The sequence below is a fragment of the Chitinophaga sp. sic0106 genome (genome assembly GCF_019219075.1).
Taxonomy (GTDB): domain Bacteria; phylum Bacteroidota; class Bacteroidia; order Chitinophagales; family Chitinophagaceae; genus Chitinophaga.
Genome location: NZ_JAHUWJ010000007.1, coordinates 215,669 through 236,654 on the forward strand (window position 1 = coordinate 215,669; position 20,986 = coordinate 236,654).

Here is a 20,986-nt window from a genome sequence, read left to right on the forward strand (position 1 = left end):
TGTACCATGCGTGCAAAATATACTATGCCAGCTATCATTGGTCTATTGCTATTCTGGTTAACACCAATGGCAGTAAAAGCGCAATCCTTTACCAGTATTAAAAAGGTGCTGAATGGTGCGTTGAATGAAATAGTGACAAATGCCGAAATAACGGTACAGGATAGTGCTTTTTTCAACGCTACTCTCATCGGAAAACTAGAAGGACAATATCCGTTAAAAAATGCGGTAACACTTAAGATCAATGAGTATAGTAATGTGTATATCAATGCGCCTTACACCGTTACTGCTGACCTCCTGATCAGCTATATTGGCGGCGATAGCACGCTGCGATCAGTCACAAAACAATTACAGATAAAATATGATACGGGCAAAGCCTATACAAACAATGCTGCTTTTGTATTCAGCCGTGCGCACCGGGTAACGGTAAAAGTACAGAGTGTCACAGCATCCCTTCCCCGGGCCTTGAAAACAGTACTGCTGGAAAATGAAATACAGGTAAGACCGGTGTATAAACTGAACCGGACTACAGATGCAGTCCAAAACATTCAGCTCACCCCCCTTTCCCTGCCAGAGTCAGATGAGGCAACCACCACCTGGAATGCGGTTCTGGGTGCAGATGAATATGACGTAGAATGGGCCTATATTGATTCCTCCGTTATTGCAAGTGGCAGGTATGGCAGCCCCCTAAACTATGAAAAAATATTTAACAATAACGCTACTCGTGTCACCGTTGCTGGCAACAGTTATTCGATCCCACTGCTATATGACAATGGAGGATTTCTGTATGTAAGGGTACGTGCAGTATCGCTAAAAGCGGATAACACCCGCTTTGAAACACAGTGGAGCAATGCAATTGGCAACGTAGCCATCATGAGTTATCGTGGACATCAGCGCAATCTCAACTGGCAGTCTTTCATTAACTATGCGGAAGATGGAAAACGTAAAGCAGTCGTAAAGTATTTCGATGGAGGACTCCTGAACCGGCAAACGGTGACCAAAGACAATACGACCAACACCACTATTGTTGCAGAAACACTCTATGACAGACAAGGCCGTCCAGCCATCCAGGTATTACCCGCTCCTACTCTTTCCAATATCATACAGTATACTTTCCGATTTAATACGGACATCAACGGAAATGAGTACGATAAATCATTATATGATACAGTGGTCGCTGTCCGGGACATCATAGATGCTGCCGCACCGGCCATGGGGACGACTTCAGGTGCTGCACAGTACTATTCGCCCCAAAGTCCTTTTGTTACCGACAGCATACATTCTAATGTACCCAATGCAGGTGGTTATCCTTTCACGGAAACTGTTTATACCAATGATAATACAGGAAGGATCAGCAGGCAGGGCAACGTCGGCCCGGCGTTCCGGACCAATGGGACCCATACTACCAAATATTACTATGGCAGCCCCAGCCAGGAGGAATTAGATCGTTTATTTGGTACCGAAGCCGGAGATGCCTCTCATTATTTCAAGAATATGTTACAGGATGCCAATGGCCAACTATCAGTTATTTATACCGATATGCATGGCCGTACGGTAGCCACCGCCCTGGCAGGCACGGATGAAAATAGCCAGTTAAAAAGTCTGCCATCCAATAAACCTGCAACCGTACTGGATACTTTAAGCGGCTTATCTAATACGCAGATACAACATTATTCGCTGCTTACCCGCAGATCATTGTTGGTAGAATCTGATACCCGCTATACTTTTAAATATGCAATCACCCCTCCTACGTTGAAGATCCGGGACTGCAATAACAATGAAATAGATTATACCGCAAAATATAACCTGGAGATCCGGATAACGGATGATGTAAATAACTTGCTACTTCCCGATAATCAGCCATTTGTTAAAAGGTACACGATCACTGGTCCACTGACAGATACCTTTTCCATATTTCTACCACGAGGTAACTATGAAGTAACGAAAACCCTGGTAATCAATGAGGCTGAAATGGAACGCTATCGGGACAGTATTTACCTTCCCGGTAGTGTATGTATCAACCTGGACAGTATTACCCGGCAGCAACGTACTATAATGAATAGCCCCAACTGTGCACCCGACTGTAGCACTTGCAAAACAGAGATAGGCAGCATTGCAACCTTTACTGTCGCTTATATGAACAGGGCAGGGTTGAATGTGTCTGATTCAGCTGCCTACAGAACAGAAATTGCAACCGCATACACTCAGCAAATAGATTATTGCAATAAGCTATGTAACACCGTTCCCCAGGGCGACAATCTCAAAGCTGCCATGTTGCAGGACATGACACCTCCTGGTGGTCAATATGCAAACACTGACACCACCGATAAGTATTCAATCTTTTTTGAACTGGGAAGCCAAACGGAGGCATTATTTAGAAATCCTGCTATCGTCTATCTGAACGAAGAAGGAAAACCTGATCTGGTGTATGACGAAGACATGGAGCGAATGGTTTTGCCACAGCAATTATCGCCGGACCAGTTTACCAATAAGTTCAAGGCTTCCTGGGCGCAACAACTGCTGCCTTATCATCCGGAATATTGCAGGTATGTAGAGTCACGGAAATTCGATGATAGCAAACGATGGGAAGACGAAATACGTGCCGTGGACACCTATCAGGAAGCGCTGTTGAAAGGGTACTTAAACCCTACTGCCAACAGCAGCTACAGCGCGGCATATGGTATGCCGGTAGGTGCAAATAAGGATCCGTTTGTGAACATGGGAAGTAACACTGCATTGGTGAACACCTTTCTCTCCTCTTATATCAAACAAGGAAGCACCAGTTACAATATCTGGGTCGTGGCAGCCGCTACAACCCTTTGTTCTCAGAGTATATGCTTATCTACTTATCAGGGAGAATCAAATATTTTCAGTAAAAGTGGTTTATGCACCGGTGATAAGGACGCTATCTGGAGAACCTTTCGGGAGCTGTATCTACAACGGCGCGATTCACTGATGAATGCGGCCATCCGTAATATCAGTTGCAGCCCTACTCCTACCCAGCTCCTGACCAAAGGTAAGTTCTCCCACTTTGCAGCGGTGCAAGACCATCTGACAAGGAATGGCCTCAGCGGAATTAACATAGGCAGTACACAAAGCAGCGTGCAACACTTTGCCGATTCCGCCGGAGCTAGTTTTAAAAATGACGCCTGTAACAGCTATGTGGATACCTGGATGAAACAACTCACAGGATGCAATTACACACCCTACTGGACTGAAATCAAGGCCCGGCTTCTTGCTGTATGTAAAGCCGGTACCGATACTGATCACCCGATGGGTGCAAGCTCTGTTCCTTACAACAGTAGTCTGAGTGATTCCTCATTTGAAGATGTGCTTACCAAATTCAAGGTGGCACATCCTGAACTGAATGTACCTGCCGGCTGTCCGACACTACTGACGATACCTGCTCCTTACTATGCGCAGCAGCAAGGTGTAACCCGGCGAACCACTACACCACCTACCCCCTGTGAGTGTACCAAAATAAAGGAAATCAAGTTTTCATATGATCTCGCAAAACTTTCAGGGGAATCATTTTCTCAATATCTCCTCCGGACACAACACCTGCGGATGACTGAGCAACAGTTGAATGATTTACTGAGTGCATGCTCTGGCCAGAGTGCCTGCGTTTATACAGAAAGGGAACTGGTTATACCTCCCGCTTTCCAATGCTATACTGCTCCTCCTTGTGCCAGGTGTGCGGTTGTAAAAGCGGTCAGTGACAGTTTTAAATACACCTACCCGGGCATCTTGCCGGATAGTATTGGTGTAGACTCATTACAGCAAATCTATAATCAGGTATACGCCAATTACATGAACAGCCGGTTAGGCTTTAGCTTCCGATCAGGCGATTACCTTCAATTTCTGAATAACTGCTCAACAGCTGTATTTATTGATTCTATTATAACGGAGCCCAATTACACCAGATCCACCTTTAATTATGGCAGCGGCCTCACTATTCGTGATGCACGCCCAACCGGCGATGGTGGGTACGTGTTTGTGGGCAGTGTTAACAATTCCAGTGGTGTCGCAATTCCATTTATTTCCAAAGTAGACAGGAATAGTAATCCTGTATTTCAGAAGACGGTGGCATCCAAAGGAATGACCAGTGGATTCTTTTACCGGGTGATGGTAGCCAGCGATGGAAATATTGTTGCCTGCGGTGTGAACCTGGGTTCTGAGTTCAGCGGCAACGCCATCACTGTTGACAGCCTCCCTGCATTAAAAGGAGCAGGTACGATGGTGAAGTTCAACGCATCAGGCGTCGTACAGTGGGGCCAAGGATTTAACAGTGATCAGGTAGAACTTATCCGCCAGGTAATTGAATTACAGAATGGTGATTATGGATTTATGGGAGACTGGAGTTATCCTGGAGATGTAACCCCGGCACAGTGGATGGTAGGTGTGATGAGCAATGGTGGTATCCTGAAATGGCGGAAACGCATTAAGAATATGCCTAACCATTGTTTATCAATAAGATTGCTGGAAGACAATGATACCCTGATTTTAGCAGGTATCCTCGTAAAACCACCTGAGGTTTTGTTTCAGCCCCACCTGCTTAGGTGGAATAAGACCACTGGAGCATTCCTACCATCTTTCTATATTCATACGTCCTTTAAAGCGGATATGAATCAGTTTGATAAGTTAGCAGATGGCACCTACCGCATCAGTGCTATATTATCCCAAAGTAATGGAGCTACCAGGGGGCCAATAACAATCATAGATGTAAGTGGATATGGAGTTATACAGCGCCAGAAAACACTTACTGGACTCGAAGGCTTTAATTTTGGTTGGCTGGCAGCCAGTCAACAAACGGATGGTTCTATATTCTTTGGCCTTCAAATGGAAAGTGGACCTGGGCCCGTCTACCTGATGAAATATAATAGTGGTAACACCGGTGCATTTTCCTGGAGTAAAAAGCTCACTGGTATCTATGGTTTTACGAGGTGGACAGGACCAATAGGAAGCAAAATTGTGTCGCTTGGCTCCAGTGGATCAGCCGCAGAGATATATACGTTTAACAATTCTGCCGCGGCGGATTGCGAAACAACAGTTACAGCGCCTACTGCTTCAACTCCTTCCTATGCTTCCTACACTTTTGCGGTGGATACGGCTAATATCGTTAACCTGCTCGGAGTGGGCCTGTATGGCAGGTTAGATCTGAAAGATTCCAGTATTTCTGTTTCAACATCCTATTACTCCTGCAGTACCGGCACGGGTAATATCACTAACGTCCACTACTACACTGGCCCCTGGTTATGTGGACAGTCGCAACCTACTTTTGAGTCTACGGCCATTGACACTGTTAATAATTGCTTCGACAGTACCTTTTTTATCGTCAATACTGCCACAGAAATATACAAAGCGAAGATTGATTCTGCCAGCGTTGATTTCATCTCAAAATATTTACAGACAGCATTAAATGCAGCTACCAATGAGCAATTTACAGTAGCACATAAGAAATCAGAGTATCATTATACTTTATATTATTATGACCAGGCAGGCAACCTCACCAAAACCATTCCTCCGGCAGGAGTAGTGCTGGACACGACTGCTACCTGGTTGCAGGACGTACGTGCTGCAAGGGCCAGTGGGACACATCTTACGCCACCACATAACTTTATAACCAGCTATCGATACAACTCCCTCAACAAAGTCACCGACCAGGTCTCTCCTGATGGTGGCCAAAGCCATTTCTTCTATGACAGGATTGGCAGATTGGTGATCTCAAGGAATGAGAAGCAGGGTCGGAGCGCCATGTATAGCTATACCACCTATGATACACTGGGAAGGGTTCATGAAGTGGGCGAGATCACATCCACTTTTGGGTTCTTTGATTACATCACCCGCGATCCTGCAACACTGGAGATGTTTCTTAGTTATTTTGCCAGTACCCGGACACAGATTGTACAAACGAATTATGATCAGCCATATTACGGCTACCTGGGATCTCCTTCTCCACTGGTTCAACGTAATCTGCGTAACAGGGTATCATGGGTGTCGTATTTCAACAATGCTGTGGATATGGACACCTACACCCGTTCCACCGCCTATAGTTATGACACACATGGCAATGTAGATACACTGCTTCAGGATTTCCGTAGTGGTGCTATGAATAGTAGTTTCAACCGATTTAAGAAAATTGCATACAATTATGACCTGATCTCCGGCAAGGTAAATAAGGTAAGCTACCAACCGGGAAATATCGATGCATTCTATCATAGGTATCGCTACGATGCTGAAAACCGCATTACCGATGTGGAAACCAGCTCTGATGATTTCCACTGGGAAAAGGATGCCTTTTACCAGTATTACAAACATGGCCCCCTGGCGCGTAGTGTAATTGGGCAGCAACAGATACAGGGTATCGATTATGCCTATACCTTACAGGGATGGCTGAAGGGAGTAAATGGAGGCTCACCTGCTACGGCCACTGACATGGGGCATGATGGTAAGTCCGGTGGCTATTCAGCTCAAGACGCGTTTGGCTTCAGTTTGCATTATTATGGAGATAGTGATTATATAGCTATTGGTACTGCTGATAAATTAGCAAAAGGCACTGCCAGTAATACCACACTATTCAAACCGCTGTTTAATGGCAACATTGCAGCCATGGGCGTGAATCTACCGAAATTTGGTTCTCCCCTACTCTATACATATCAATATGATGTTCTGAACAGGCTTAGCGCTAAACGTGCAGCCAATGGCTTCAACACTACTACCAACACCTGGACTCCGGTGGCGACGGAAGACCTCAAAGAAGAGCTCTCCTATGATGCCAATGGCAACATTACAGCATACAGGCGGAATGGCAATACCGCTGTTGCAGGTAATCCACTTGTGATGGATAACCTGACATATGAATACTATCCTGGCAAAAACCAGCTAAATCATGTGGAAGACTCTGTCGGCAATAGCAATTACAGCGCTGACCTAGACAATCAGCCTTCCCAAAATTACGTATATGACTCCATCGGCAACCTGGTGTATGACGAAGCAGCCGGCATCGATAGTATCCGCTGGTCAGTATATGGGAAAATATCGCGTATTAAAAAGAATAATGGCACAGTAATCACATATGCCTATGACGCAATGGGTAATCGTGTAAGCAAGGAAGTTGGTGGCATTGGGACTTATTACGTACGTGATGCCAGCGGCAATATCATGAGCATCTATACGGCTGGAGACCTTAGCGTCAACAGCGGTGACATGACACAGGTAGAAACTTCACTTTATGGTAGCAGCAGGCTGGGCGTATTGAATCAGCGTATTAATGTAAAAAACAGGGTACTTCCTGACACAGTCTCACTCACTGGCGCTGGTTATGGAATTATTAGTATATTTAATAGAGGAAACAAGGTCTTTGAATTAAGTAATCACCTGGGGAATGTTCTTACTACCCTGTCAGATCGAAAGCGCCCTATTAGTACTAATGATAGTCTGATAGATCGTTATGAACCTGTAGTCTTAAGTGCACATGATTATTACGCTTTTGGGATGTTGATTCCTGGAAGGAATGGCAGCTTGGATACGGGTGGGAATTGGGTAGTGAATGGAGGTGGATACCGTTATGGCGTCAACGGACAAGAGAAGAGTAATGAGATAAAAGGAGAAGGAAACAGCTATACTGCAATGTTCTGGGAGTATGATCCTAGGATTGGAAGAAGATGGAATGTGGACCCTAAGCCGAATGTTAGCATAAGCCAATATGTAGCATTCTCTAATAGACCGATTCAATATAATGATCCACAAGGAGATACAATTGCCCCTTTAACGACTTTTGAATTACAAAGGATCGCTCGACCTCTTGCTGGAGATAGGCAGGGAGTTAGATTTAATAAGTTTGTAGGTAGAGTATTTGAAGGGTTAGCATTGGAGTCACAAGGAGCATTGACCAAGAACGGAGTTAAGTACAGTTCAATAGAAAGATTTCAAAAAACAGGTGGAAATGTGAAAGACGTAATTCCAGATGGAATCAGTGCCGTGACTTATAAAAGGCTCGACATCGCATATTTACAAATGTCAACTGTGGTTTTACCCAATAGTCATTTTTATGAAGTGAAGGCAGTTGATGGAACAATCAATTTATCATATAGTAATTATCAAATTCAGGGAGAGCTAGATGCAATTAAAAAAACTCCCGGTTATTCTGAGAAAAGAGCACTTTTTACTTTTGTCACAACAGCAAATACTAAAATCGGACTTGATGTTGTCAATTATGCAACTAAAAATGGAATTCAATTGTTTCAAGTCACAGCAAATTATGAAACTGATAATGATAGAATTTATTTTTCATACCCAAGAATGTTAAATTATGGAGTTTGGCCTAAAGGCAATTTTAAACCATTGCCATTCACATTTCATCCAGCATGGGAAACACCGCAAATACCAAATGATCCCGATCCAAATGACGCCGACGTCAAATAGGTATTTAATATCAATTATTTTTTTCATTCTATGTGCAATAGATATCATGGCTCAATCCAAACCATTACCGTTAAGTAAAAAACAAATAAAGGAGAAAGTGGCATCAGGAGAATTTATTCTAGATGCGAAGTTATCCGATAAGTATAATTCGCCAACATACAAGTCACAAAGTGGAAACATATTAACTGTTAATAATAAAGGTGGCTTTATTTGGAGTTCATTATCTGATATGCTAAACTTATTTGAATTAGATTCAGAAAATACTGATATTTATGATTTATCTAATTGGATCACTGATATTCAGCAGCTTAAAGAGCTCCCTATCCTTACACTTGAGGTTTTGTCAACCGAACTCCAGACAAACATTGATTATAGTGAAAACTCTCTTAATTTACTGGATAAATATTTACAAAGGCAGAATCACATTGATCGCCATGTATTTTTATCATTAGTTTATTTTTCTTGCGAATTATTATCGCAACGATTAGGTGGAGAAGTCACAGTTGATAAAACAGACAGTCAATCGGAATATACCTTAGTTGTAAAGGATAAGAAATTAAGAACATATAAGCCTTATGTAGAGTTAATTGAGTGCATTTTAGAAAAAGAAAAATGTAGTTTAAGCGAGATAATATATTTAGAATCCCAGCGTTACAAACTACTTGACGGAGCATAATTACTACCAGTTAATCTCGGCTGTCTGAATACTGTCTCCTGAGCATAGATCAAGTTGACGGATAAAATCTTTCTGTATTCCGATAAACACCTAACCTTTTTAATGCTCCGAATGGTTCAAACAGCTTCAAGATTTAACTTATTTCAATTGCCAGTACAAATATTTTCAAAAGGGGCAAGGCTGTACGCTGCTAGGAAGATCAATTCTAATAGAAAATTGGATAAAAAATTACAGACAGCAAGCAGAGAAGCTTATTATTGGCGGCAAGGATATCCCATGGATGGCAATTCTGATATCGGAAAGATGGGTACACTAATCCCTCCTTCTGAAAAAGCTATAATAATTGATAAATGAATAAAGAATATGACAGGTTACTACTTGAAGTATCAGGGGAATTAGGTGAAGGAACAAAAATAGAAAACTCTACTCACCCACCTATAGTAAATTATTTACATTTTATTTTTAATGGTTGGTTAGGCAATGAGCTTATAGAATGTTTCCATTGTTACTTGGTGACCGATACTCTACAACAACATCTGCATGATAGTTAATTAACTGGTTATTTTATCAAAGCTTAATACTATGGAGCAGTCAAATCCTAAAAAGATCACGAAAAAAGAAGCGGAGATATTGATATCCAGTCACGATTTTGTTGCAGATTCCGATCTCACAATACAAATATCACTGCCGATTTATAAATCGGCAGACGGTCGAATTTTAGTAGTTCACAAAAAGGATGGCACTATTTGGGAGTCTCTGGACCAAATCATGAATCCAGACACTTCTAAAACTGACCAAATTTATACTTTTAATGGATGGGTCAACAGTGAAAACCAAATTTCATTTTGTCAGAAAATTTCATTGAAAGTCTTCTCAGACAAAATCAAAACGGAAATTTACTATGATGATAAAAACTCTCTAAAGATAATTGACCAATTCTTAAAAAGATAGGACAGTCAAATCCTAAAAAGATCACGAAAAAAGAAGTGGATGCCATAAACGGAATACCGATAAAGAAATAAGTGTAATGAGTAAATTAATTAAAAGTAAAATTAAATTAGATTGGTGTATTGTCGATTTTGGACTCTCTAATGGATGGGTGTTGCCTACTGACATTGCCGCTGCTGCTTATAATGGTGATTTTAGGACAGAAATAGATGAATCGATTATTGTTGAATTGGAAATAAGAAAAGATGACTTGAAGACCTTCTCTTCTTATATATCAACACTTTGTGATGCAGTTGATGACCTTAGGTATAGAGCAATAGAAGTGTGGGGAGTCATTTTTTTGCAGGAAATTGTCGATTCTGATAAATCTATTAAAGAAAAACTTGTTGATGTAGAAATTCTGTGGGAAAAATTTGACTACCCCAATGAATGGGAGCCATTCATTTATTTCTTACCAGCTGAAAATGGTATAGGCACCGGTGATGATAAGGTTTATAGTACTTTACTAGAGTACCTAAATTGGAAAAAAAAGCAATTGGAGATTTAATCAGCAGGATTATGGAATGAGGATTTATGATCCGAGAGTAGGTGACTTCCTTAGTTTAGATCCTTTGGCTGCGACCTATCCTTTCTATTCTCCATATTTATATGCAGGAAATAGTCCTATCCGTTTCATCCATACAGCAGGAGCTGGACCAGGTAATGCTATACAATTATTTGTTAATATACTGTTGTATTCGGCTAAAGTAGTTATCCAGGCAACAGTAAAGCAAGTGGCAAAACCAATGCGGAAAATACTTTAGGGAAAACGACAGCACAAGTTTATGTTCTGGCTTAGGTGTCTTAAATGGAACTACGAAGGTTCTAACTTTGGGGCTATATAGTACTCCTTATGATAAACTGAACTTGCCAGAGGAATACAGAGGATGGTATGATATGGCAAGTTTGGTAGCGCAGTCCCAACCGTTGCCTGACCTGCCTATCGCATCTGGACCATCCCCCGTATTTGCAGGCGCTAGCGGAGGAAGCACTCCACTTGCGAGAGTGCAAGATTTAACTATCAAATTGAGTGCTCTTAAATTCGCGAGTTCAACCGCAACTTCAAGTAGTAATAATAATGAGACATATAATACAAATTCTGGAGGTTCTAGTTCTGATGCAAATACCAAATTGGCCGATCTTCAATGCCAATTTGAGCAGTTGGCTGAGACAGAATTATTGCCGAAATATCTAATTGATGATCCAAATTTAAAAGTTGGATGTACAGGTTCGTTTAAGACTAGTAAAGTTGGGAATCCGAGTAAACCTACTTATGGCCAAAGTGTCAATTTGGAGAAATTTGATATTGATTATTGGATAGAAAGCGATATCCTATTCAAAAAATACGGCCCTAATTTAAGGGCTGACTTGAAGTTTAGAGAAATTTTAAGTAAAATACCAGGTTTTGAAGGTCTAAAACCTAACAAGGAAGGCTTGTCAATCAAGTTTAAACCATCAAAGCAATAATTTATGAATAGGATATTTGGCGCCAAGGCAGAGGTCTTTATTGATTATAAAGGAGAGATAAATGTATTGTCTGAGAAATTAAGTAAGGGCTTAATTTTGCCTGATTTTAGAGTTGAAAATCGAGAGGAACCTCCATATGATCTAACTGGTTCATGTGAGGCTCTAGGTTTTGAGCTTGGGCTTAATAAATCAAGTGTGTGATGGAAGGCGATGATTTTATTTTGCAAATTGAAACAAGTCTTAGCCATGACGTATTATCACTTGGTCAAATGTATAATTTATCTTTATGGTTAGCCAGATTTATTGCAGAAATTTGCCATGTCAATACTTGCGTGCTAACAGATTCAGACTAGTTGCTGGTATTTAATGCAAATGATTAATGGTGATTTATCTTATTAAACGCATTTAGTATCAGTTTGAAATAGACTACTAGCGATATTTTTCAAAGTGCTATGGAAGCCATACTGTAAAATCGATTAGATTGGGAGTTCCCTGATTTGCTGTTCCTATAATATCGCAGGCGAATGATTTGACTTTACAAAACAAGTAAACGTTGCTAATTAATTATGAGTAATGTAACGAATCTTATAATTACCAGTAGCACATTAGAGGATGAATATCAGATTATCCAGGCAATTAAGGGATTTACGAAAGAGTTTAATATTGTTTCTGTAAATGATGATAAACTACCAATCAGCTGGTATGGTGGTACTAAGAATTTGGAATGTGTCATATTGATCGGGGCTTACGATTACTTGGATTTAGAGAGGTTTATTTTATTCCTTCAAAACAGTGTGAAATGGGAAGCTATTGATCTAGTTCAAATGTTCGTAAAACAGCAGGAGGATATGAAATTTAAGTTAATAAATCTTGTTCCAGAGTAATTGAGTTGGCATGAATATGCGGCGGGCTGATCTGATGATCAGCCCGTTTTATCTATAAGCTGCTCTGGCCTTCGCATCCTTGATTTAGCTATGATCGGTCCTGGCGATCCTAAGGAATGCAAACCCAGCATTTATAGAAAGATTTTGATGAAATTTGTTTGGTAAACTCTGAAAAACACTCAAGGGGCTGCCATATTTTGAGCTTTTAACAATGACTTAGTCCAACCGGTCCAACGTTCTGTCACCAAAGAATAAAATCGCCGCGCGTCCACATCATACACCACATCTCCATGACTACTCACCAACAATATCTTCGGCTGTCCAGTCAGAAAAAAGACTCTACCCAGGTAGTACCCTTGCCACATATGCATAGGCTGCATTTCACATTTAGCAGGCACTAGGAACTCTTTGACCTTATGTATATCGACTTCAAATCCCTTCATTGTGTCAATGCCAGCTCTAAGCTCATTTAGTTTACCACCACTTGGCCACCGGTAAATAGTAAAGGTCTTTGCATTGTCCCAGTCTATGCAGGCTGTATCCTTTGTTGAAGTACCAAAACTGAGTGCAGCAATGGTTAATAATATTAAGTTCATATAGAAAAGTTTCAGTTAATTACATGGTGCGGTATTACTAGGTGCAGTTCCGCCGATTATTTTTGCTGTTATATTACCTCCAACTGGCAAAGAGCGAAGGTCTTCACCCAAATCAGCAGGGTTTAATCCCTCTCCTATTGGCCATTTGCCAACTGTCTTTGGCAGTTGAATGCCAGCTTTAGTAAGCGCATCTAAGCAAACACTAGTACAATTGTTAGTGTTTAAATTATAGGTTCCGGAAGTACTGTTTTGCAGGGCATCAAGTATAGTAAAAAAACTATTAGCATCTACCTGAATGGTAACAGCAATATCAAATGATTGGCCACTGTCGTCCGCATATAAACCAGGGGCCACAGGTGAAATAGGTTTAGTGATGGTGCCCGGATAAAAACCAACACTGCGAGTTACCCTCATAGGTTCACGTGTAATGACAAATATTTGGTCCAACGTTATAAATGTATGTCCAGCCGTTAATGCGGTGTAATCCATCGAAGATGGGTCGGTATTTCCATTAGCGTCCGCTACCTTTGCCCTACTACCAACTTTAGGCTGCCGTACGCAAAGTTTAACTTCATATCGCGCTCTTGGGGAGGAACTAAAGCATGCCACATAATTCCTTATCTCTACAGCTCTCTCCGTTACAGGTGGAAGTATCAGGTTTGCGTAATCCAAATAATTCCAATAAACACCGTCACCGCCTCCTGGATCACCGGAACTCCCTCCAGAACCACCATCAGGTAGATCTAGACATTGAGTTGCAGTATAATTATAGTTGCAACCGTAACTTATGCCTCCACTTTCAGTACAAGTATACCAATCCGTTTGAGAACAAATCATATACTCTGTAGTTGGTGGACGACCGAACGACTTGGCATTTCTTTTCGCACTTCGATGGAAACTCGCTTTATCAAGCTCCGCACTGTAGCGTATATACGATCTTGGGTAATTGGCAGATGGAGCGTTAATTATCAATAAATCTACTGTGCTGCCAAATGACGTATTTTCAAACATTAATGCTGGCGTACCTATCTCCTTACTTGAATCAGTAAACCTTGTAACAGTCTTAACATTGGAGAAAGGCACGACTATCCTCCGAACAGCAGAGTCCCCACTTATGCTGACATAGGCCCAACTTGGAGACTGGCCTTTTAAAGCGGGAAATCTGTTTGAAAATGAATTATCATTTTGTAACTTAGAATATAATTCCATTGCTCCTTCAATTGAAAATGTTCCTTCAGGTAACGCTGTATTGGTCGAATATTCCTTCTTACAGGAAAAAAACGCTAGTATCAGCATAATGAGTAGGTGGTTGTTTTTCATAGAAGATATGGTTTATAGGTCAAAACTAAAGAACAATATCAAGCCTCATATTGACTTATCGCAACTATATATAATATATTGAAAACCATAATTTTCCATTCCAAAATAACCATATCACCATGTATCAGGACAGTAAATTCGACCAACTATTTAGTTATATCGATAACATATATCGATTACCCGATCAATTCAAATCTGATCTACTTGAAAGACTACATTATAAAAAATATGGGAAAAAAGAACTGGTATTACGAGAAGGGGATATCAACCAATATATCTATTTTGTAAATTCTGGTACGCTACGGGCTTTTTATGAGAAAAATGGAGAAGAAGTTAGCAGCTGGTTCATGACAAGCGGCGATTTCATAATTTCCGTATACAGTTTCTTTACCAGAAATCCCAGCTTCGAAATTATTGAAACAATCAAAGAAACAGAGCTTGTCTACCTGCACTTTGAAGATCTGAATTTCCTATATGAAAAATACCTGGAATTTAATATCGTGGGCAGAAAAATAACTGAACACTACTATATGAAATCGGAAGAAAGAATTTTAGGCTTACGAAAACAGAAAACCCAGGATAGATACGAATTCCTAGTCGAAAAATACCCCTATATTTTGGAGGAGATACCTGCTAAATTCATCGCGTCCTACTTAGGAATGACAACCGAGACCTTATCACGTATCAGGAATAAGATCTGATTGAGTTGATTTATATCAATTTTGGAAATGAATTAGGATTTTATTTTTGATTGGAATAAATCTCACACTCTCAAAATTAAATACCATGATCCTTTCCGCTGCCCAAATTCTGTTAACTAACTTGATTAAAAAAATCAACATTCTTGCACACAGTAAAGAATTAACCCATCTTGAATCTATTATACGACATATAAAAACTGGCCTGCAAGACCTTAAAGCATTAGTAAATGAGCACGGATTCAAATCTGAGGAAGAGGAAGTAACATTTAATAAAGAGATTGCCGTTGAATATTATGCTCTTTTATTCTATTATTGCTCGTTATATAAAATTCAGTGTCGATTACAGCCATTATCCCCTAAGCTCAAGAATAAGTATTTACAGAAAGAATTACGCAGGATTGATGAATTTTTCCTTGAACATATGGAATTCTATAGGTATTACAGAACGAAGTCCACCGATCAGGATAAAAACTTTTTCATGCACTATGGTACCGTAGAAGTGGAGTTCAACGATTTTAGCCCCCTTATGGATAACTATATAACAACAATCAATAGTTTAAAGGTGGCCGCAATTAAAGCATATGAAAAATTAACGGATTATATCCATGAATGCTTAGGAATCCAAGACAATACTAGACTAAATGCGCAACAGAACTTTCCTGCACTGCGATGGACTGCAAGTAAGATTGGCTTGGTCGAGTATATTTATGCTTTTTTTGCGGCCGGTGTATTTAATGATGGTAATGTTACATTGGAAGCAATTACTAAAAATTTTGAAAAGACCTTCCTGGTGGACCTTGGCACTATTACAGTAGCTCGTCAGGAGATATTGCGTCGAAAAAAAGGTGCAACAACATTTCAAGATTGGGTAAAGCATGAATATCTACGATATTCCGATGAAATTGAGGAACAACGCATAGGTAAGAATCGCCAAAAATAGTTTAGTTCTTTGGGTTTTTCTTTATGCGATTGAAATTATTCAAAACCTTTCTTAGTATCTCCTCCCCATTTTTTAGGATCTTCTCCAGATCCGCATTACTAAGCTTCGGTTTAGGAGGGTTAGCCTCATCTCTAACAACCTCTGGCCGAAGTAGCCTATAGTAGGTAGGGACAGAAATTCCACAGTCCTTACACACTGAATTCCTAAATAAAATTGGAGCCTTCATAAGTTGATTATGGAGATCGTGGAGAGAATTTTTGTATTTTTTTCTAGCCATAATAAGTATAACTTTTTAAATGGGGATGGTAATAGTAAAAATCACTTGATGTTCTTCGGAATGTACAGTAATGTTACCTCCTAACAACTGCACATAGGTCTTTGTGATGAATAATCCTAATCCTGCGCTTCCTTGGCCCGGCTCAACCATAAAATATCTTTCAAAAATTTTCGCCATTAGATCATCGGATAATCTTTTGCCTTTATTCAACACCTTAAATGAAACTTCATTATCAGTATTTGCTATTATTAACGATACATCAGATCCAGGAATAGCGTACTTAAATGCATTTTGAATTAGGTTTAAAAGACATTGCTGTAACATGACTCCGTCTGATTTAACCTCTGTTAGTGTTAGGAACTCAGTATCAATTACCAAATTGCCTTGTTTCAAAACGGCATACCAAACTGAAAACAGCCTGCATTGACTAATCAAATCCCTGATAGACAAATTAGAAACTAAAATTTCAGGAGATTCATTAAGATGTAACATATTCTTAAGAATATTATGACTTAGATTAGCCACAAGGGATAATTCGCTGAGCGCCAACTCAGTTGGCTTATGCCCAAAGCCAGTTTGTGCTGACAACTCATCCAACATCATACATATAATGCCAAGTTTACCTGAGAGTTCATGGCCTATATCCTGCATTAGCCTTGCTGTGCGTAATTCCTCACCTACTTCTTGGGCAAGGAGATAACTTGCCTCCAGACATCGTTCCAAATCAGCGCGAAACCATAAATAATCTCTGGTTGGTATCCGGGAGTTTATCAGCAATTCATCCTGTAACTTGTCAAGTGTTTGACGAAGTTCTGGCAGAGAGGTTTCTTCAAAAAAATCCAGAATTACTGACGTAGGATCATTTACTTCTTCCTGTGTAAGACGAAAAGGCTTATATGCCCATTCTGGCATCACTATTTTTTCGTGAGTACGCATATTTATATAGGTATTTATGACATTTTTTTTAACCAATCTATATTATCAGGCCAATCAATAGTATCGTTTTCGATACTATAGTACCCATTTCGACACAAAAATGAAATAATAAACACAAAAATCCAATTTTTACCACTGAAATTTAACTATATAGGATTATTAGGAAAATTTCCATGCAACAACTTCATAATCAATAGATTTCATTTTCAAAGGAAAACAATGTCGATACATATTGGAGAGACTATAAAGAAGCTTGCCCGTATGCAGGAAGTAGAAGTTGATACTTTAGCCAAGGCGGCGAATGTGAGTAGGACAACCATGTTTAAAATGTTCAAAAGGCAATCCATCGATACCGATCAACTTCTGGCTATTTCTAATCTCCTTAAGGTTGATCTATTTAGTTTATATCTTGATAAGGACAGTATCAAATACGACATTAAACACGTAATTGAGGAAAATAAAAGACTGAAAGAGGAAATAGCCCGTAAGGAAAAGATTATTGAGGAACAAAAGGCTTTGATTGAACTTCAATCAAGTAGGATTGAAATACTTAAGGATAGAAAGTGAAAATTGGTAGGCGCCTACCAGTATAGATTTTACGCAATTAAACTAGATACACTGTCGAAAATTTCTCTTGCTCTATCGGCCTTTTCTGAACGAACTGCCGGATTCACTCGAAGTAATTCAGGATCTATTAGAAGATTATGCATTTCTAAAACGATTTTCTCAACCTCTGGATCATTGGTGAAGTTAAGACGGGGAAGCACTTTCACCAGGTCCCTTATATTTTCAACCAGACTATTTTTGAAGATAGCATTTGGATCCGACAGGCGTTCAGCCATATGTCCAACCTGGTCTTTGATACGGTACCAGATATCCCTAGTCGCCGTTGAAATGCGGGAATTAATCTCTTCCTCCATTATTTTCTTTAATTCTTTGACCTCCTCGTCATCAATTTGTAAACGAAAATCCTCTGTATTTGACATCGGCATAAACCCAACCCGAAGTTGAAAACGCTGCTCCATCGAATCAATAGCCGGATAGTCGGTTACACTAAACATTGCTCCTAGCCTTTGTTTTGAGTCCTGTATCAAGGTTGGATACTCCCGCGAAAACTGGACAGCCGCAGCTTGAAAGTCATTCTTATATTTAGAAATTTCTGATAGAAATTCGAAATAATTCGTCGCTGGTAAAAGCCGGTCACCGTTGTCTCCCCAAGGAAGAGTATTATCCATGACAAATATCCGGCAAGCACTCGCGATTTTCTGAATCGGTTTAAGCTTTTCCTCGTCAATAAGTAGTTTATTAAAACGGCCAATGTTACGGGTATGATTTTGCTTTTCTAACTGCCTGATAACATTCTTATCAAGTTTACGGGCAGACCATTGGCTAATATGCAAGTTTACGAGGAGAGCTTTTTCGCTAAGATTTTTCATTGGAAAAAGATTTAGTTAAGAATTATTTATTGTTTGGAAATAGTAATTCAATGACATCCCCAAAAGGTGGTTTAAATGGAAAATCAAATGGAGGTGGAAAATGTGCCCATAAGACTGGGCATAACGGCTCTTCAGGGAAAGAACTACACAATCCATCCGTCAGGTAAACAATGGCCTTGCATTCGATTTCATTTTCTGAGAGATATTTAAAGCCTGGTTTGAAATTGGTCCCTCCTCCGCCTTTAGGGTGAAGAACAATTTGATCTTGTGAAGTAAATCTCTCGACCCCTTGAACCTTTGCATCTACATAAATCACAATAGTTTCTGACTCTGCCAGTTTTGTTATCTCCATAATTTCGGATGTAAAGAGCGCCAGTGTAACATCATCAATACTGCCGGAGGTATCTACTATAATTGCGATTGTGCCAATTTGCGAAGGCCGGATGGAGGGTAAATACCCCCCACTTGACAAGGATCTACGTGAGGGTTTAGTCCATGTATAATCATTTAGAATTACCTCACATATGAATTTTGATAAAATATCCTTCCATTGAATTTTAGCCTTCTTACGCTGGTCAACAATTCGTTCCATGAAAGCCGGTGCCTTGCCTTGCTTTCGAGCTACCATCAAGGCCTCGGTCAATCTTATATCAATCTTCATCTCTTCTTCCTGTTTACTACAATTATCCGGTAAATCGAGAATTACTCCACAGGAAGCAGCGGCTGAGGATTTGGGAGGCAACAGATCGTAGATTTGTTCTGCGCTTTTACCAACATACTCCGCTTTGTAAAGGTGATTGACTGGTAGTTTAATATTTGCTGTTAACAAAAGTGGATTGATAGCATAGTCACATGCATCATTCCATCTCTCTGGATTTCTATTACCACGTCTTACATGGTGCAATAAGGTGATATGCATTACTTCATGCACCAATACACCAACAGCCTCTGCTAAAGTCAATGATTCCATAAAAGCAGGGTTATAAATAATCCGGGTACCGTCTGTCGCTGCAGTTTCAATAGACTCATCTATCTCAAAAGGCAGTCTTAGCGCCAGGGTAGCGAAAAACGGATGTTCCAATATCAGTTGGACCTTTGCCTTCAGTATACTTGTCTGTTTCATAGCTATATTTTTTTAGAGTAAAGAAGATGCGTGCTTTGATGCCCATTCAATAAATTCACGATTCGAGGCTATAGCGGGGTTCCGGAGGCAGGCATCCTTCAAACAGCAAACACTATTTTCAATAGGAAGACGGTCGAGATATTTAAGTACGGTAGAGATATTTGACTTATTTATGATGGAAGCAATAACCCCACAAATAGCGTAAGCTGATGCTACCTCCTGTGGTACTAATGCTTTGAGCGGATCCTCCAGAATATCATTAAGTGACGGTAGATCTCTACAAAACATTAAAAACGAGGTATATTCAATCGCAAACGTTAGACCTGCCGCACCTTTGATAGCTTCAATCTCTAAACCTTGCGGGATACCTGCCAATTGTTGCTTACCAACAGCTGCGATAGTTCTTGGGCTTGGAATATTCTCTATGTCTGCGACAGGACTAAAGTCACTTAGGAAGTTTGGCCTGAATCTCATAAATGCTATCAGTTCATTAGGCATGGAGTTAGAAGCCGCCCATGATGCCCAATCATCAATATCGACATCCAATCCAACGATACTAGTAAAACGAGATTTTACAGGCTCTAAAATACCTGTAACAGCAGCTCGGTCCTGTCTGCGATTAGTGGCAGCAATGAATGTTACATGGTCACTAATTTTTTGCCCATTGATTTCTCTGGCTAAAAGCAATTGCATACATGCAGCTTGCACGAGTGGAGAAGCCTGGCCAAGGTCATCGAGAAAGAATACCGTTTTCTTCTTTGCTGTAACTAGTCGTTTAAGTTCTCCAAAGGTTAGGAAGTCAGCCGTACCATCCCCCGAAGCAAAGGGCAGGCCTTTATAATCTGTTGGATCACTGACGACCGGATGAGAAATAATCAGGTCCGCCTGGGCTTTATTAGCAGCATCCTTTACAATGTCGGTCTTGCCGATACCTGGTCGGCCGACAATCATCACCGGAAACTTGTTGCTAATTGCAAATTGGAGATAAACTGAAAGTTGTGAAGGTTTCATAACAGAAGTTTTTGAGTTTAAGAATTCTGTTGTTTTCACCGTCATCATTGGATGTGTTACAGGTGAAAACCCGGCAAAATTATTAGCGCCCCAGACCGATATGACCAGCGCCCGCACGTTCTGCGGGAATGGGCAATTCGGGCGGGGCGCTACCTTTGCCGGGGTTTTCACCTGTAATGCAGCCAATAATCTTTCTCCTTTTTTTACCAAC

20 protein-coding genes are annotated in these 20,986 nt (G+C 40.4%); 13 read left to right on the top strand and 7 right to left on the bottom strand.

Annotated elements, in window-relative coordinates; genetic code table 11:
• Positions 1-6 precede the first annotated feature (6 nt).
• The 10 genes from KW844_RS12830 (at position 7) to KW844_RS12875 (ending at position 12,435) form a co-directional block, all read left to right on the top strand.
• Positions 7-8,421, top strand: a complete 8,415-nt coding sequence (locus tag KW844_RS12830) for an RHS repeat domain-containing protein (RefSeq protein ID WP_218377134.1) — start codon at positions 7-9, stop codon at positions 8,419-8,421.
• 46 nt (positions 8,422-8,467) lie between these two features.
• The gene (locus KW844_RS12835) at positions 8,468-9,097 is read left to right on the top strand and encodes a hypothetical protein (protein WP_218377135.1); all 630 of its coding nucleotides are present in this window, start codon (positions 8,468-8,470) and stop codon (positions 9,095-9,097) included.
• Between the two features lie 111 nt (positions 9,098-9,208).
• Positions 9,209-9,451, top strand: coding sequence for a hypothetical protein (locus KW844_RS12840; RefSeq protein ID WP_218377136.1), 243 nt, complete (start codon positions 9,209-9,211; stop codon positions 9,449-9,451).
• Complete coding sequence (locus KW844_RS12845) at positions 9,448-9,648, top strand: hypothetical protein (RefSeq protein ID WP_218377137.1); 201 nt, start codon at positions 9,448-9,450, stop codon at positions 9,646-9,648. Before KW844_RS12840 ends, KW844_RS12845 begins: the two co-directional genes overlap by 4 nt.
• Positions 9,649-9,679: 31 nt before the next feature.
• Positions 9,680-10,048 (top strand): hypothetical protein, encoded by a 369-nt coding sequence (locus KW844_RS12850; RefSeq protein ID WP_218377138.1) that lies wholly within the window; start codon positions 9,680-9,682, stop codon positions 10,046-10,048.
• A 76-nt stretch (positions 10,049-10,124) separates the two neighbouring features.
• The gene (locus tag KW844_RS12855) at positions 10,125-10,592 is read left to right on the top strand and encodes a DUF2247 family protein (RefSeq protein ID WP_218377139.1); all 468 of its coding nucleotides are present in this window, start codon (positions 10,125-10,127) and stop codon (positions 10,590-10,592) included.
• Entirely contained in the window at positions 10,564-10,848 is a 285-nt protein-coding gene (locus tag KW844_RS29405) for an RHS repeat-associated core domain-containing protein (RefSeq protein ID WP_370626493.1), read from the top strand. Before KW844_RS12855 ends, KW844_RS29405 begins: the two co-directional genes overlap by 29 nt.
• Positions 10,849-10,981: 133 nt before the next feature.
• Positions 10,982-11,551 (top strand): hypothetical protein, encoded by a 570-nt coding sequence (locus tag KW844_RS12865; RefSeq protein ID WP_218377141.1) that lies wholly within the window; start codon positions 10,982-10,984, stop codon positions 11,549-11,551.
• A 3-nt stretch (positions 11,552-11,554) separates the two neighbouring features.
• Positions 11,555-11,752 carry a hypothetical protein gene (locus KW844_RS12870; protein WP_218377142.1) on the top strand — a complete coding sequence of 66 codons (198 nt, stop codon included), beginning with the start codon at positions 11,555-11,557 and terminating at the stop codon, positions 11,750-11,752.
• Between the two features lie 365 nt (positions 11,753-12,117).
• Positions 12,118-12,435, top strand: coding sequence for a hypothetical protein (locus KW844_RS12875; protein WP_218377143.1), 318 nt, complete (start codon positions 12,118-12,120; stop codon positions 12,433-12,435).
• Between the two features lie 179 nt (positions 12,436-12,614).
• Here the strand turns inward: KW844_RS12875 and KW844_RS12880 are convergent, their stop codons facing one another.
• The gene (locus tag KW844_RS12880) at positions 12,615-13,031 is read right to left on the bottom strand and encodes a hypothetical protein (RefSeq protein WP_218377144.1); all 417 of its coding nucleotides are present in this window, start codon (positions 13,029-13,031) and stop codon (positions 12,615-12,617) included.
• 15 nt (positions 13,032-13,046) lie between these two features.
• Positions 13,047-14,351: a hypothetical protein gene (locus KW844_RS12885; RefSeq protein ID WP_218377145.1), complete on the bottom strand. Its 1,305-nt coding sequence runs from the start codon at positions 14,349-14,351 to the stop codon at positions 13,047-13,049.
• 119 nt (positions 14,352-14,470) lie between these two features.
• On the opposite strand from KW844_RS12885, the gene KW844_RS12890 reads away from it, so the two are divergent.
• Positions 14,471-15,052 carry a Crp/Fnr family transcriptional regulator gene (locus KW844_RS12890; protein WP_218377146.1) on the top strand — a complete coding sequence of 194 codons (582 nt, stop codon included), beginning with the start codon at positions 14,471-14,473 and terminating at the stop codon, positions 15,050-15,052.
• Positions 15,053-15,137: 85 nt separating this feature from the next.
• Entirely contained in the window at positions 15,138-15,992 is an 855-nt protein-coding gene (locus tag KW844_RS12895) for an RteC domain-containing protein (protein ID WP_218377147.1), read from the top strand.
• A 1-nt stretch (position 15,993) separates the two neighbouring features.
• Here the strand turns inward: KW844_RS12895 and KW844_RS12900 are convergent, their stop codons facing one another.
• On the bottom strand, positions 15,994-16,269 hold the full coding sequence (locus KW844_RS12900) for a hypothetical protein (RefSeq protein ID WP_218377148.1): 276 nt from the start codon (positions 16,267-16,269) through the stop codon (positions 15,994-15,996).
• Positions 16,270-16,284: 15 nt separating this feature from the next.
• On the bottom strand, positions 16,285-17,205 hold the full coding sequence (locus KW844_RS12905; RefSeq protein ID WP_218377149.1) for a sensor histidine kinase KdpD: 921 nt from the start codon (positions 17,203-17,205) through the stop codon (positions 16,285-16,287).
• A 219-nt stretch (positions 17,206-17,424) separates the two neighbouring features.
• On the opposite strand from KW844_RS12905, the gene KW844_RS12910 reads away from it, so the two are divergent.
• Positions 17,425-17,772: a hypothetical protein gene (locus KW844_RS12910; protein WP_218377150.1), complete on the top strand. Its 348-nt coding sequence runs from the start codon at positions 17,425-17,427 to the stop codon at positions 17,770-17,772.
• Positions 17,773-17,801: 29 nt separating this feature from the next.
• Here the strand turns inward: KW844_RS12910 and KW844_RS12915 are convergent, their stop codons facing one another.
• The 3 genes from KW844_RS12915 to KW844_RS12925 are packed head-to-tail and all read right to left on the bottom strand — an operon-like array spanning position 17,802 to position 20,961.
• The gene (locus tag KW844_RS12915; protein WP_218377151.1) at positions 17,802-18,641 is read right to left on the bottom strand and encodes a DUF3150 domain-containing protein; all 840 of its coding nucleotides are present in this window, start codon (positions 18,639-18,641) and stop codon (positions 17,802-17,804) included.
• Between the two features lie 22 nt (positions 18,642-18,663).
• Positions 18,664-19,764: a VWA-like domain-containing protein gene (locus KW844_RS12920; RefSeq protein ID WP_218377152.1), complete on the bottom strand. Its 1,101-nt coding sequence runs from the start codon at positions 19,762-19,764 to the stop codon at positions 18,664-18,666.
• A 12-nt stretch (positions 19,765-19,776) separates the two neighbouring features.
• On the bottom strand, positions 19,777-20,961 hold the full coding sequence (locus tag KW844_RS12925) for an ATP-binding protein (protein ID WP_218377153.1): 1,185 nt from the start codon (positions 20,959-20,961) through the stop codon (positions 19,777-19,779).
• Positions 20,962-20,986 lie beyond the last annotated feature (25 nt).

Bases quoted from the DNA above. Each gene is read 5' to 3' on its own strand.
- KW844_RS12865 (WP_218377141.1), top strand. From the start codon at position 10,982: ATGGCAAGTTTGGTAGCGCAGTCCCAACCGTTGCCTGACCTGCCTATC.
- KW844_RS12840 (WP_218377136.1), top strand. From the start codon at position 9,209: ATGGTTCAAACAGCTTCAAGATTTAACTTATTTCAATTGCCAGTACAA.
- KW844_RS12830 (WP_218377134.1), top strand. From the start codon at position 7: ATGCGTGCAAAATATACTATGCCAGCTATCATTGGTCTATTGCTATTC.
- KW844_RS12850 (WP_218377138.1), top strand. From the start codon at position 9,680: ATGGAGCAGTCAAATCCTAAAAAGATCACGAAAAAAGAAGCGGAGATA.
- KW844_RS12890 (WP_218377146.1), top strand. From the start codon at position 14,471: ATGTATCAGGACAGTAAATTCGACCAACTATTTAGTTATATCGATAAC.
- KW844_RS12915 (WP_218377151.1), bottom strand. From the start codon at position 18,641: ATGAAAAATCTTAGCGAAAAAGCTCTCCTCGTAAACTTGCATATTAGC.
- KW844_RS12905 (WP_218377149.1), bottom strand. From the start codon at position 17,205: ATGCGTACTCACGAAAAAATAGTGATGCCAGAATGGGCATATAAGCCT.
- KW844_RS12910 (WP_218377150.1), top strand. From the start codon at position 17,425: ATGTCGATACATATTGGAGAGACTATAAAGAAGCTTGCCCGTATGCAG.
- KW844_RS12885 (WP_218377145.1), bottom strand. From the start codon at position 14,351: ATGAAAAACAACCACCTACTCATTATGCTGATACTAGCGTTTTTTTCC.
- KW844_RS12900 (WP_218377148.1), bottom strand. From the start codon at position 16,269: ATGGCTAGAAAAAAATACAAAAATTCTCTCCACGATCTCCATAATCAA.
- KW844_RS12870 (WP_218377142.1), top strand. From the start codon at position 11,555: ATGAATAGGATATTTGGCGCCAAGGCAGAGGTCTTTATTGATTATAAA.
- KW844_RS12880 (WP_218377144.1), bottom strand. From the start codon at position 13,031: ATGAACTTAATATTATTAACCATTGCTGCACTCAGTTTTGGTACTTCA.
- KW844_RS12845 (WP_218377137.1), top strand. From the start codon at position 9,448: ATGAATAAAGAATATGACAGGTTACTACTTGAAGTATCAGGGGAATTA.
- KW844_RS12855 (WP_218377139.1), top strand. From the start codon at position 10,125: ATGAGTAAATTAATTAAAAGTAAAATTAAATTAGATTGGTGTATTGTC.
- KW844_RS12835 (WP_218377135.1), top strand. From the start codon at position 8,468: ATGGCTCAATCCAAACCATTACCGTTAAGTAAAAAACAAATAAAGGAG.
- KW844_RS12895 (WP_218377147.1), top strand. From the start codon at position 15,138: ATGATCCTTTCCGCTGCCCAAATTCTGTTAACTAACTTGATTAAAAAA.
- KW844_RS12920 (WP_218377152.1), bottom strand. From the start codon at position 19,764: ATGAAACAGACAAGTATACTGAAGGCAAAGGTCCAACTGATATTGGAA.
- KW844_RS12875 (WP_218377143.1), top strand. From the start codon at position 12,118: ATGAGTAATGTAACGAATCTTATAATTACCAGTAGCACATTAGAGGAT.